Source organism: Lysinibacillus sp. NPDC086135 (assembly GCF_044746345.1).
GTDB lineage: Bacteria > Bacillota > Bacilli > Bacillales_A > Planococcaceae > Lysinibacillus.
This window is the reverse complement of the sequence record NZ_JBIVCA010000013.1, coordinates 62,527-75,906: the sequence shown is the minus strand read 5'-3', so window position 1 is coordinate 75,906 and position 13,380 is coordinate 62,527. Positions and strand designations below refer to the sequence as shown.

Here is a 13,380-nt window from a genome sequence, read left to right as displayed (position 1 = left end):
GATTATTTTCTTTTATCATTAAGGTTCGTCATCTTTAAATAATGATACACTCTCTACTTAATTTGATAAATTCATCCACATCTTTAATGCATAATTCTATTCCTTTTTTCCAAAAAGCTTCCGAAGTGATATCATCACCTAAATGTTTCATCACTAATTCCTCTGTGCACATACTCCCTGAATCGCGAAGCAAATCTAAATAACATCTTTCGAATTCTTTACCTTCTTCTTTTGCCTTTGCAAATAAACTCAATGCAAACAAATATCCGAATGAATATGGAAAATTATAAAAAGGAGATTGTGTCATATAATAATGTGGTGTCCATATCCATGAATGCAGTGAAGGATTATCAAGAGAACCATCATAGCCTTCATCTATTGCTTCTTGCATAATTTCGTTTAAGCGTGATGATGAAACAATTCCTTCTTTACGTTCTTCATAAAATTTCTTTTCAAATAAAAACCGAGAATGAATATTCATTAAATTCATGACACTACGCTTTAATTTCTCATCAAGCAAAAATAATTTTTCATTAGTAGATTCAGCTTTTTGCATTGCCGCATCTAATATAATCATCTCTGAAAACGTTGAAGCAGTTTCAGCAATGCTCATTGGATATTGTTTATTCACGCCATTAATAGATTTCATTGCATCGTTATGGAAGGCATGTCCTAATTCATGAGCAAGTGTTAATACATCTGTAATTGTACCGCCAAATGTCATGAAAATTCTTGATTCTTTCGAAAGTGGAAAACCTGAACAAAATGCAACAGCGGACTTATTTGCACGATCTTCAGCTTCTATCCATCCTTCACTAAATGCCTTTTTAGAGAAATTTTCTAATTCTGTTCCGAATTCACTAAAATGCTCCAAAATAAAATTAACAGCATCTTCGTATTCAATTTTTTGTTTTTTTGTTGTAATAGGTGCCCAAAAGTTAAATGATTGCATCTTTTTATAGCCATTTATTTTTGCTTTTTGATTTAGGTAGTCAGTGAAGGGTTTTTTAAATTTATTAACGACAGACCACATCGCATGAAGCGTTTCCTCCTTCATACGATTTTTAATTAAAGATTCTTGTATTACATTATCTAAGCCACACTTCTTGTAAACTTGTAATCGAAAGCCTGCAATATGATTTAATATTTTCGCAAATAGTTCTTCATTCTCTTTCCACGTATCTTCTAAAGCATAATGGGATTCTTTACGAACATCTTCATTAGGATGTGAACGTAAGTTGATAGCTTGACCGACGGATACATTTTTTTGTTCTCCATTTATTTGAACTTTAATCGTAAAATTATTTATAAAAGAACTATAAAATTGCCCCCAAGCATGATATCCATCTACCATGAGGTCTGAAACTAAATTTTGTTCTCCATCTGAAAGGGTTGTCTCACCGTCTTCACGCCATTCATTCAGTATAAACTTAAAATTTGCTAAAACATCAGTATTCAGTAGACCCTGCCACAAATGATAATCAATTTTCAACAGAGTATTTTTTACTTTTTTCAATGCCGATTCAAAACGAGTATTTATTGTCGTAATGATCCCTTGGAGAATTATAGCCTCCTGATCTTTTGGACTTTGAGCAAGAAGGCAAGTTATAAAAGAATTTGCTTGAGATATATTAGTTCGAATATCTCCTATGTATTCAACTAAAACCACAATATTAATTGATTCATTTATTTTTTGTGGAACATTAAAGGAATTTGCTTTTTCTTCAAATTCAGAAATTTCTTGTTCCAAATATCTTATATGTTCATGTAATTGTGATGATTTACTTCCACCTTGGAACAAACTATCTAAGTTCCATATTTGCCTATACTTTGTTTCGCCCAATCATTTCTCCCCCTTAAACTATTCAGCAATAATCAAACGTACATTCCCATCTTATCACATCATGGAACATTAGCGAGTGTTATTTGCGCAATTGTTTAAGTATTGTTAATTTACTAATATAATCAAAAATATACCCAAATTATACGTTAAGTTCCCCTTTTTGACATCGTTAAGGTATAAAGAAAGGAAGATTTGAAATTTAGGTATGCGCGTGTTAATACGCAAGATCAGTCGTTATCACTTCAATTTAATGTAATTGTCGAAGGACTTTGCGTTTAGTTGCAATCGTGGAAGATTTTGAAGCAAAGGATATTCATATTGTATTTCTGCAAGATAAAATTGACAGAACAACTGCTATGGGAAGTTTTTTTAAAATTTATATTCAAGGAGTAGATAAATATCGCAGTTCCTTTTAACAACTATTCATATTATAGATTGTAGAAAGGAGGTAATAACTATGTCTGAATATTGCGGTAGCGGTAGTGGTTATGGTACTGGTTCAGCATTTGCGCTAATCGTTGTACTATTCATTCTATTGATTATTGTCGGCACTAGCTTCATCGGATTCTATTAATACCCAATACCGCCATCTATCCCATAATTTTTAGGATAATATAAGGTTATCCTTTCCCTTCGAATATTTAAAAAGGGTCATTATCCTCCGGTGACCCTTTATATATTTTATAAAGAAAAGTATATTATTCAGTCGCATCTGGAGAGGCACTAAGTTTCGCTTTGGAGATAGTAAAAAACACTTTATATACGTGTTTTATTCAATTAATGACGTGCACAAGTGCTGGAGAAATCGCATACTACTTCATATATGTAAATATGTCCATAACACGTAGGATACCGACATACCAATCTACATATAGTTAGTCCAAAACTAAAACGATTCCTCAAATAGATAGATGATGTCCCATGTTATTCACCGTATTTAAAGAGAAATATTTATTACACTATTTACAACTATACTCTTGTTCACTTATCTATAAGATTAGTTATTCATCTAGTTCTAAAGGTAAAAACGCATATTCACCGTTTTTAATAACAGCACATTTACGAACTGGAATAGGTTGTTTGAAAATTGGCCCATCTAATACTGTAGTATGGAACTCTCCACCTTCTCCGCAAGGGTCAATACCCCGAGCTTCAAGCTCCTTTATGTATTCATAGGTTAACGTCCGCCCTAAATCTTCCTCGCGCATACCCAAAGATAAATTAACAGTTACAATAATTGTAACAAATCCTAGGTTTATGAACTCTTCAACAGCATCACGATGATCCATCTCCCATAAAGGCATGCCTAGCTTTAACCCAGCATTTTTCGTAACCTTGTCATGCCAGCAGCCATGTTCAGGCATATCTAAATCTCCTGTTACTAAAACTTCTGCCCCTTGATTTTTAGCTTTTTCTAAAAGGCGCATAAATACTTTTTCGTATTCTGTCCAGCTGGCTGCGGCAGTAAAAACAGGTAAACCTATAGATTTCGCTTGAGCATGTATAAGTTCCGGAGGCATTCCGTGGGATCTGGAACGATTTCCTTCTTCCTCCAACATGACGATTAATCCAAGCGCTTCTCCAACTTTCATTGCTTTATATAAAGCTAAGACACTATCCTTTCCACCGCTAAAAGAAGCGATGAATTTCTGCCCTCGAGCATTATTTTTCCAATCCTTTAATTCTGTCATACATATCTTTCCCCTTTAATTTCTAATGACTTTTTAGAAGCTCATCTTCAGAATATCATAAAAACTCATTTGCAATTTTATTATTGCAAATGAGTCTATCTGAAGTAACTTTCGTTAATCTAATTGTTTTGCTCTAGGCATTGGTAAATTGCCATCATATCTCGTTTATTCAACTCGCGAATACGGTTAAAAATTGGAATATCTGCAACAGCCTCTGTTCGTAAGCTTTCTTCCACAACGTCACTTACTTTGCCAGTTAACCATGTTTGCACGTCTACACCATCGACAATTTCCTTACGTCCTTCATCATTGATACCACTTGCAGAGCAACTAACACATGGTACGGATAATTTATAGACGCCATCGTGGAGATTATCTTCTGAAATGACTTTCTTCCCATTACAGAATGGACATTTATGACTTGCTTTAATTTTATTCATTTGTGTCACAATTTTTTTGTAGCCAAATGCTTCATAGACATACGTTAGTTTTTTGTATTTTCCATTTGTGAAATACTTATCAATGATGGTTTCTCTCGTTTCGTCAATGTTGGCAAAATCACAAATTGTTATTAAATTTTTGCTGCTGATTGCATCGATATTGTCTTTAATTTTGTCCCAAAACGGTAAAACATTATTTAGTACTATTTCATAACCAGCAAAGCTTGCTAGATCTAATTCAAGCATTTTTAACGATACTTGTGTTTCTCTAGGAAGTAAGGAGACATCTTCCGTAAGAGTCATATCGCCGCCTACAATTGCTTTTAGTTTTTCAAGCTCTGGTAAGTTCCCTACTGTTTTTATGACCTGTTCGATAGGTTGATGTATTATCTCGCGAATATCAGTGTCGCCAAACGTTAGTTTTTTCTTATGGTTTAGCACCGCTCCTTGACAAATTGGACAGGCAATCATTTCTTTTGATTCTTTCATTTGCTCTTTAATGTTTGATTTCGAAATAACGATATAACGTCCAAGGATAAAATTAAAACCTTCCCATTTTTTTGAGGACTTACTAGCTTTATCATAAAATGATTTTTCCCAATAACCATAGAGGAATGTATGTCTTTCTTCCTCTGTCATTTCATTGTAGCTTTTACTAATATCTTGACCCAGTTCATTCTTGAGCTCATCAAAAAGGAATTGTAATTTCGGATATTGATAATATTTTAATACTTCCATCACGTCTGGATGTAATAAGCCATCCCAGAACGACACTGTTTTGTCTTGTATGACGATATCGAAATCAAATTTTTCAATTTGCAGGCGTCCAGAACAGCTAGGACAATGGTTTTCTTGACTAAAGAAATCGAAGCTTCTCGTATCTTTATTCGTCGGATGTGCAGCCACGATATGGTTAATTAATCCACCGATTTCATATAAAAAACTATACTGACTATATAAGTGTCTTTCTAGATCGATGGCGACGACTGGTGCGATTGTTGCTGATTCATACTCACCATAAATTAAACGGGCCATTGATGACAAGCTTTTTAAAATACCGCCTTTATAAATGTTTTCGGCATTTTTAAAATAGCTAATATGATTGTCTTCTAAGTAATGGATGCCACTTTTTGAAGCAAGTGTTGAAGAGATATGCAATGAAACATCACTATCTGTACTGTTAAGTTGACTAAAATAATCATCATGGCCGACAACATCAAGGTGTTGAACTGGCTCCTGCTGTCTTTTTCCAAAATCAACGATAAAATCAGAGCTCTCAATCATATAAGCATTATGTTCAATCATCATGATAGAAACGGATTCGTCTTTGAGAATGTCCCTAACACTATCAATAAATTGGTTTAAAATATTTTGTGATAAACCTTTTGAAGGCTCGTCAAAAATAAACAGCGTATGGGGATTTCTTGCGTTCGAAAACAGCTCAGACACTAGATGAACACATTGGAATTCCCCTGTCGATAAAGATTGTGTTTTTCTTTCCAACGTCAAGTAACCGAGCCCAAGTTTGATTAGTAAACTTAAACGTTTATGAGCGATGTCTTCATGGGGAAGCTCCTCGATAATGTCTTCAATGGAACGTTGGAAAATATCGTCAATGTCATCACTGTATTTCGTCATTTTCTTTTTAATATCAAGAAACGTTGCAACCGTTGATCGGCTTGTAATTGATTGGTTGCGGTCTTGTCCTACCATGACTAGTTTATCTTTTGGATATCGTTTTAGGAAGTCCTTAGAGATGCACTCATTGACAAGTGTTGATTTCCCACAGCCAGATTCACCTGTAACTGTTACGAGTCTATTTTTTGGAATCTGAATGTTAGCCATTTCAATATTACGACAGTAAAGATCATGAAATTGATAATAGTCTGTAGGCATTGCCTGATTTCGTTCCCAATAGACTGGTTCTGGACGTGGTGATACTTCGACAATTTTACCGCCGTATTTCCCACTGCCAGGTCCAAAGAACAGCTGCTCATCCGCTGTATCGAGCACTGTATCAGAATGATCAATAAGCCAAATTTGGTTTTTATAGCCCAATTGTTTAATTTGCTCTAAAATTTTCAACAGCGTTTGATGATCAAGACCAACAGAAATTTCATCTATAATAATGACCGTATTTTCACTAGCTGCCATAAATTCTGCCAAGTACAGTCGAGTTAATTCTCCACCAGACAAGGTACCCATAATTCGATTTAACGTTAAGTAACCAATATTCATATGGATAATATTTGTAAGAATACGTTGTCTTTCTTCGCTAATCGCCAATTCCTCTGAAAGGGAATAAATCGCTTCTATGCTTAAATTGTTTATATCGGAAATACTATGTGGTTGATTCCATAATTCAAACTTATATTGCTCAACTTCCGGATTATAGCGCTTGCCCTTACACTTTTTACATTCGACATTTTTAGTCGTACCACGCCCTTTACAAGCAGGACACCAACCCAGTGCATTATTAAAGGAAAAAACTTCAGGAGAAAGATCAAACTTATCTGCCAACTTTTCACGTATCTCTTTAAAAACACCTGTATGAGTACCAACTGTCGAACGTGGATTGGCAGAAATGGATGATTTCCCGAGAAAAAGGACTAAAGGCATTTCTTCCATCTTGATGGCACTGAAATTCGTTTCCATAATATTAGGAAACAAATACTGATATTCTGCCTTTGGCAATAAAGAAACAAGACGCTTCTTAGATTCTTCACCAATTGTTTGGCAAAATGTAGTTTTACCAGAGCCCGACAATCCAGCAATTCCTAAAGATTGATCTTCCGACAAGTTGACATCTAAGCGTTTTATATTGTTAGCAATTAATTGATTTATTTTCATCGGATATTCTCTCCATTCCATTTAGTATTGTCATGTTAGCACAACTTCAACTGCATTTGTTATGTTTATGACATCCAATCAATTATGCCTCGGCATAATTGCGTCCGGAATCGGCTTTGTGCAAGCACAAAGTACTCCTTTCCGATTCCGTGACATCCGCCGGAGGCTTTAACTTCTTTCAGCAAAGGCTGAAAGAAGTTAAAAAAATGACGCTTTCTATGTTCCGAAAGCGTCCGATTGTTGAAGAACAGTTTATTTTATTCATTTCTTATATGATACCTGCTTTTTATTTAGAAAAGCAGGTATCATAATGGAGAAATAGTTTACAGTTCTGCTAACACTTTTTCGAGCTGATTACCATTGTTAACCCAAGCGTATTTAGCTCCTTCGATTGCTCCTTGACGAGCTTTTGTTGCTTCACTGAATCCGCTTTGATCAAGATGTAAATGTGTAGTGCCATCTGAACCTTCTGTCAACGTCCATGTCACAGTAGTTGTTTCTCCGGCACTTGCCCAAGTATAAGATAATGTATGAGGTTCTTCTACTTTGAGCACCTCACAATTGACAATTCCATCCCACCATTCATTTGGCTCAGCTCGGAATTGAAATTTATGCCCTACGATTGGTTTAAAGTCATTTTTCCAGATCCATTTTTCAAGAGTGTCCGAATCCGTTAATGCGTTCCAAACTTTCTCGATTGAACTTGTAAATTGATAATCTAAAGATACATCTGCTTTCATTTTTCTTCCTCCAATAAAAGATTTAATCTAGCCATTCTTTCTTTCCAGAATCCTTCGTAATACGATACCCAATCTTGAATTTCTTGCAATGGTTTGGCATTCAATCGATATCTCGTTTCCCTACCAACCCTGCGAGCAATTACGAGATCAGCATCTTTAAGGATCGCCAAATGCTTAGAAACTGCTGTACGCCCCATTTGAAATTGAGACGTTAATTCGTGAAGAGGTAATTCTTCCGCATCCGCCAGCAAGCGTATTAATTGACGTCTTGTTGGGTCAGCAATAGCAGCATAAACATCACGGTCTTGATTTTTCTCGCTCAAAATCTCCTCTCCCTTTTAAATTGGACACTAAATGGTGTCTTAATTATACGACACCATTTAGTGTCCAGTCAATTTTTATTTTGGGATACTTCCATTCGTTTTATTCTCTAATCAATAATACTAATATATAATTTGCTAAGCTTCTCCTCCACCGTGTACTTGTATTTCAAGATGCTTTTTTAAAAAATTTGATGTATTAAATTCAAATCTTAAAAATAAGCCTGGACATATCAGTAATTCTTTTGTCCCTATTTAAACTACCTCTACTTGAAAAAGAAGTACCCACTTTGACGTCCGCGTTTACGGACATGAAAGTAGATACTTCTATTCCTTTATTATAGCTTTTATTCCATTTAGTATTATTTTCGCCTTGTCACTTTAGTATGCCTGTTGCATTTCCGGAAAAGTGATACAAGAAGAATAATCAATTGTCCAAATTTTATTTGATTTTTCGTCTTGATATGTAAAAGCTTTTTTCATACATTCATGTTGATAAAATAAACCTTAAAGAATCTGCCTATAAAAACTACCAGTACAGTGGTTGCTGAGTATCCCAGATGATCCAGCGGTACGATTCACGTATTGAACTTGTGCTAATCTCAAACGGACTTGGCTCTGTACTTGTTAAATCAAGTATATGTAGCATTCCATTGTATGTACCGACAAGCAATATTGTCTCATCAGAGTTTGATGCCATGCCACTGATTGTCCCAGATACGAAGTAACGCCAAAGTTCATTCCCCTCCAAATCAATCATTCGTAAATAACCATATGCGTCACCCAAAATGTTGCCCCCTTGCACTGCAACACCGGCATATACACGCATACTTTCATCTATTGAAAGGGGCTCTTCATTATTGTCCGGTTTAAGATCATGGAGTGAGATACCAAGTGTACATCCATTATAAAAATGACATGCATTGAACCAAACATGCTCATTATCGGCACTGAACAAGCTGTAATGCGGATAACTCGACATCGGTTCAAACGAATGCATAACATACTTTTCCATATCTAACAACATATGATCGCTGTCTTGACTTCCATAAGCCAGCCATCTGCTGCTTCGCGAAACAGCTCCATGTGGCATCGCTAAACTTGCTGTGAAGTCATCCTCTTCCTCTGCCCACTCCCTTATATTTTCCACTGACGGGTGCAACAAGAGGGCATCAGTTTCCTCAATCAAATAAATGCCATCATGCGATACCACCAACAACTTCGTGCCATCAGCGAATGGAATGACATCTGCGCTTCGATAGCTTTCTGGCTGCAAGGTCTCAATATCGGGGTATTTTTCGTGCAATTGGTCGATGATTGTCGCCCATTTGTATGTAGCCAGCAAAGTGCCGTTCAACTCTCGATCGGGCTCGCGTACGATACGAACTCCTAGCTCATCCATCAAAGCAATGTCGCGCCCATCCGCAGAACAACTTGCTGCTTGTATGTGCTCGATACGGTTTGCTTCCTGTTTATCCATCACATAGACAGTTCGTGAAAAATCTTCATTTTGCGCTGCAACAAGTAATGCACCATCATGGAGAAATGCAATTGGATAAACAGCTCGCATCAGTTGGCTGTGCGTTTCCTGAAATGGCCAAGAAGCAGCTGGAAACTGTTCACGGAGCGTTTCCTGTTCCTTTGTTCTATTCGCCTGTTTAATAAACTGGTAAACTTGCGAAGCTAATTGTCCGCGTGAATCTTCAATTGGCTCCTCTCCTGGTGCCTCCCAGTTAGTTTCTAATCCTCTGCGCACGTAGGCATTAATTTCACTTGCATAACGTAACCCCTCTTCTCGCCATTTCTGGGATAATTGTAAAGTATCACTTGTCATTGTATTAGTCTCCTTATTTGTTAACTGACCTTATCATGTTTTACGGTTTCCTCAAGCATCCAAACCGAAACCAACTATCCGCACTACTGGAGTTAGATGCCCCTAGTACTAAGGAGCATAAGCTTTCATTTTCTGTTCACCACTGCTCTACGTTCCTTGTTGAAATCAATAAAACGAAAATTTGTAGCAAGTACTCCATGTCTCCATCTATAAGCTTTAGTGGCTATACTTTTTCATTTTTAAGACATTCCATTGTTAATCGGAAATAGGGATTGCCTTCGAACTTGCTTTCAAAGTTGTTCAATAATTGAACGATTTTTCATAAATTCTTGTGGAAACTGTAATGTCTAGATTCAAGTTAAATCTATTATAGAACAAACATTCCTATTCAAACTAGTCTAAAATACAAAAAGAGATGTCTGAAAAGCTATTTTGAGACATCTCCTTTATGACGAGGATAGTGACAATCGATTACTCGTCGTAGAAACATCTAATTGTAACTAATTTTCCTGTAGCGAAAGGATAGTGAAAGTTACAATGGTTCTTGGCTAATAGCAAGAAGTTGTATGACGAGCCATTCACGTGCAAATAATATTTGTCGATGATATGACCACCTTCATCAATGAAATAAAAAAACAGCCTATCGTTCAGACGAAATCGAAACAGTTAGAACGAAACAATAAGAGTTAGAAAAGATGTCAGATAATGGATTAGAAATATGGACATATTTCCAATAGTTGAATACTTGTGTTTGAAAGCAAATTTGACAACTATTTAATACGCCTGAGCAAACCAAACTGTATGCTTTGCTTCATTTCCACAACAAATACAAGTAGATTTCGTAGTTGGTGGATGAAACGGAATGTTACGAGAAGTATATTTTGTCTCTTCTTTCACTTTTTCCTCGCATGCATCATCTCCGCACCATCCAGCAAGAATCCACCCAGAAATAGATCCATTTTCTTTGGAAGTGTTAATATGCTGCTGTAAATCCTTCAGTGTATCGATATTTATATGAGCGTTTTCATCCCGGAATTTACGTGCTTTATCGAATAAACGAGTTTGCATTGTTATTAATTCTGCCTCAATTGCTGCAACAATGTTATTCAGGTCAATGGATTGCTTGTCATCTTCATCTCGTGCTTTTAACAATGCCTGGTTGTTCTCTAAATCACGTGGTCCTAATTCAATTCGAATTGGTACACCTTTTAATTCCCATTCATTAAATTTGTAGCCTGGTGATTGGTCCGAATCATCTAGACGCACTCGAATTCCCTTCTTTTTAAGGGCTGCAAAAAGGTCATCTAGTTTCTCTATAATTTCAGGGTTCTTTTTCCATGGTCCTACAGGAATTAAGACAACTTGAGTTGGTGCGATTCGTGGCGGTAAAATAAGCCCCTGCTCATCACCATGAACCATAATTACTGAACCTATTAAACGTGTGGAAGTGCCCCAAGATGTTGTGTGTACGTATTCATGCTGATTAGCTTTGTTTAAATATTTAATATCAAAAGCTTCAGCGAACTTTGTCCCTAAATAGTGAGAGGTACCAGCTTGTACGGCCTTCCCATTTTTCATCATTGCTTCAATAGAAAATGTATCGACTGCCCCTGCAAAACGTTCTGAAGGTGTTTTTTGTCCATCATAGACAGGAATGGCAAGTAAACCCTCTACTACTTCCTTATAGATCGTTAACATTTGCATTGTTTCTTGACGTGCATCTTCTTCATCAATATGGGCTGTATGGCCCTCTTGCCACAAAAATTCAGATGTCCGAATGAACGGAAGCGTTTTTTTCTCCCAACGAAAAACATTTGCCCATTGATTAATTAAGACCGGCAAATCACGGTAGCTTTTGATCCAATTCGAATAGAGATGTCCAATCATCGTTTCAGAAGTTGGACGAAGTGCTAAACGTTCTTCTAATTTCTCGCCTGCTGCTTCTGTTACCCAAGGAAGCTCAGGTGAGAAACCTTCGATATGATCTTTTTCTTTTTGGAAGAAGGATTCAGGGATTAACATCGGGAAATAAGCGTTACGATGACCTGTCTCTTTAAAACGACGGTCCATTTCTTTCTGAATATATTCCCAAATTTCATAGCCGTCTGGTTTGAATGCGATACAGCCACGTACTGGTGTATAATCCATTAAGTCTGCCTTTTGGATTGTCTCGATGTACCATTTCGAAAAATCATTTTGTTGTGTTGTCATATTCTCTCCTCCATTTTTGCAACTTTAGCCACTAAAAAATAAAAAGCACAAAGCTGTCCTACAAATAAGGACGTCTTTGTGCAGACTAAACGTGGTACCACCTTGATTTAGTTTTAAGAAAACCTTAAAACCCTCTAACGTTTTGTAACGAAAACGACTCGGTTATGTTTGCATAACATCTCCGTGGTAGGGTTCAGATAAGAAGCGGTGATATAGCTCTCAGCAATTGCTATATTCTCTGTTTCACTATTCTTACTTACTTGGCCACATCAACAATTTATATTTTATATAACTTTAGCAAAACAGTTCAATAATTTCAAATATTAAAACGATTATTTTTCGGGAAATATTAGAAAATTTATTTTACTTATAGACGAAATTACATCTAGCAAGCACAATTACATAGTATTTTTTAGCAATTGATTTGTAATTCATTATTTGTTGCTCCGTTAATTGCGATTATAGCCGAAAGGGATGGTTTGTAACTTTCGTTTAAAGCTACTTTCAATTTCGATTGCTTCTAATGCTGTTATATCTTTTGGTAGCACTTTTAAAACTGTATATTGGAATTGTAAATTTGCTGTTGTATTTTTCGCAAGTAACTGCTTAAATGCTTCATTGCCTCCATGGATCGTTGTGGCATAATCTGACCACCGTCCAAGTAAACCATTTTTATTGTATGAGGATCCGATATAAATTTTACCGTTAGAACAATCTGTAATTGCGTAAATCGCATTGATTGAACTTAAGGCAATGTGCCAATCTGCATATGTTTGAGGGTCATCGATGATTTGTTTTAACTCATTAAATGTTAATAGGACGTTTTCGTATCCAAGAAAGACAAATTGACTCGTATTTACAAGCTGTGTAATGATTTTCTCATTTGTCCCTTTTTGATACCATTTCACAGCGGCTTTACCCCATTCTATAAATAATTTACTTTCATATGTACGTAAAGGATCATTTGAAATTTCAAATAAAGGATGCATGATATCATCTTTATAAGGCTCTAGCAAAAATGGCGAACAGTATGGGGAAACATTTGGTTGCTCTCCATGTCTTACTTCATACGATGTTAAGTATTTCGATGTCGTCCCTTCATCTGAGGAAAAGACAATGATATGATCAAAGGCATCGAAAAAATGAGGTGGCTGTTTTTGCGTATATTCACGTAAAAAACCATCTCGATATGCATTGATGAAACGCTCATGTTTTAGCGAATGACGAATAAGTAATGTTTTATTCAATTTATAGTTGCAACGTTTTAACAAATCAGATAAATAGAAATGGACCATGTTATTATCTCCTTTATAGAAAATGAAATTTTAGCATAGGCAAAATTCAAAACCTTAGGTTCATCACCAAAAGTTGTGGATGACTTTTGTTAAAACGTCTACTATGTAAATAGTTGATTGGAGTGGAGACTGGGCGACTCCTCGGGGATCAGCGAT

10 protein-coding genes and 1 other annotated feature are annotated in these 13,380 nt (G+C 36.1%); of the genes, 2 read left to right on the top strand and 8 right to left on the bottom strand.

The window, feature by feature from the left end; genetic code table 11:
* Nucleotides 1-34: 34 nt before the first annotated feature.
* Nucleotides 35-1,843 carry a M3 family oligoendopeptidase gene (locus ACIPKN_RS17100; RefSeq protein ID WP_400938150.1) on the bottom strand — a complete coding sequence of 603 codons (1,809 nt, stop codon included), beginning with the start codon at nt 1,841-1,843 and terminating at the stop codon, nt 35-37.
* A 287-nt stretch (nt 1,844-2,130) separates the two neighbouring features.
* On the opposite strand from ACIPKN_RS17100, the gene ACIPKN_RS17095 reads away from it, so the two are divergent.
* Both ACIPKN_RS17095 and ACIPKN_RS17090 read left to right on the top strand, forming a co-directional pair.
* Nucleotides 2,131-2,259: a hypothetical protein gene (locus ACIPKN_RS17095; protein ID WP_400938327.1), complete on the top strand. Its 129-nt coding sequence runs from the start codon at nt 2,131-2,133 to the stop codon at nt 2,257-2,259.
* Nucleotides 2,260-2,300: 41 nt separating this feature from the next.
* Nucleotides 2,301-2,417 (top strand): YjcZ family sporulation protein, encoded by a 117-nt coding sequence (locus tag ACIPKN_RS17090; RefSeq protein WP_132362314.1) that lies wholly within the window; start codon nt 2,301-2,303, stop codon nt 2,415-2,417.
* Between the two features lie 427 nt (nt 2,418-2,844).
* Here ACIPKN_RS17090 and ACIPKN_RS17085 read toward each other — a convergent pair whose 3' ends face one another.
* The 7 genes from ACIPKN_RS17085 to ACIPKN_RS17055 all read right to left on the bottom strand — a co-directional run bounded on the left by ACIPKN_RS17085 (nt 2,845) and on the right by ACIPKN_RS17055 (nt 13,224).
* Nucleotides 2,845-3,534, bottom strand: coding sequence for a Dph6-related ATP pyrophosphatase (locus ACIPKN_RS17085; RefSeq protein WP_400938147.1), 690 nt, complete (start codon nt 3,532-3,534; stop codon nt 2,845-2,847).
* Between the two features lie 119 nt (nt 3,535-3,653).
* On the bottom strand, nt 3,654-6,824 hold the full coding sequence (locus ACIPKN_RS17080; protein WP_400938145.1) for an ATP-binding cassette domain-containing protein: 3,171 nt from the start codon (nt 6,822-6,824) through the stop codon (nt 3,654-3,656).
* A gap of 323 nt (nt 6,825-7,147) precedes the next feature.
* Nucleotides 7,148-7,564: an SRPBCC family protein gene (locus tag ACIPKN_RS17075; RefSeq protein ID WP_400938143.1), complete on the bottom strand. Its 417-nt coding sequence runs from the start codon at nt 7,562-7,564 to the stop codon at nt 7,148-7,150.
* A complete protein-coding gene (locus ACIPKN_RS17070) occupies nt 7,561-7,887 on the bottom strand; it encodes an ArsR/SmtB family transcription factor (RefSeq protein WP_400938141.1) in 327 nt (108 codons plus the stop codon). Before ACIPKN_RS17070 ends, ACIPKN_RS17075 begins: the two co-directional genes overlap by 4 nt.
* A 526-nt stretch (nt 7,888-8,413) precedes the next feature.
* Complete coding sequence (locus tag ACIPKN_RS17065; RefSeq protein ID WP_400938138.1) at nt 8,414-9,718, bottom strand: PQQ-binding-like beta-propeller repeat protein; 1,305 nt, start codon at nt 9,716-9,718, stop codon at nt 8,414-8,416.
* Nucleotides 9,719-10,492: 774 nt separating this feature from the next.
* Nucleotides 10,493-11,929: a proline--tRNA ligase gene (gene proS / locus ACIPKN_RS17060; protein ID WP_400938136.1), complete on the bottom strand. Its 1,437-nt coding sequence runs from the start codon at nt 11,927-11,929 to the stop codon at nt 10,493-10,495.
* Between the two features lie 63 nt (nt 11,930-11,992).
* Nucleotides 11,993-12,211: a binding site (T-box leader), on the bottom strand.
* 167 nt (nt 12,212-12,378) lie between these two features.
* On the bottom strand, nt 12,379-13,224 hold the full coding sequence (locus ACIPKN_RS17055; RefSeq protein ID WP_400938133.1) for a GIY-YIG nuclease family protein: 846 nt from the start codon (nt 13,222-13,224) through the stop codon (nt 12,379-12,381).
* Nucleotides 13,225-13,380 lie beyond the last annotated feature (156 nt).

Coding starts and splice junctions, on each gene's coding strand:
- ACIPKN_RS17090 (WP_132362314.1), top strand. CDS start 2,301: ATGTCTGAATATTGCGGTAGCGGTAGTGGTTATGGTACTGGTTCAGCA.
- ACIPKN_RS17085 (WP_400938147.1), bottom strand. CDS start 3,534: ATGACAGAATTAAAGGATTGGAAAAATAATGCTCGAGGGCAGAAATTC.
- ACIPKN_RS17080 (WP_400938145.1), bottom strand. CDS start 6,824: ATGAAAATAAATCAATTAATTGCTAACAATATAAAACGCTTAGATGTC.
- ACIPKN_RS17075 (WP_400938143.1), bottom strand. CDS start 7,564: ATGAAAGCAGATGTATCTTTAGATTATCAATTTACAAGTTCAATCGAG.
- ACIPKN_RS17065 (WP_400938138.1), bottom strand. CDS start 9,718: ATGACAAGTGATACTTTACAATTATCCCAGAAATGGCGAGAAGAGGGG.
- proS (WP_400938136.1), bottom strand. CDS start 11,929: ATGACAACACAACAAAATGATTTTTCGAAATGGTACATCGAGACAATC.
- ACIPKN_RS17055 (WP_400938133.1), bottom strand. CDS start 13,224: ATGGTCCATTTCTATTTATCTGATTTGTTAAAACGTTGCAACTATAAA.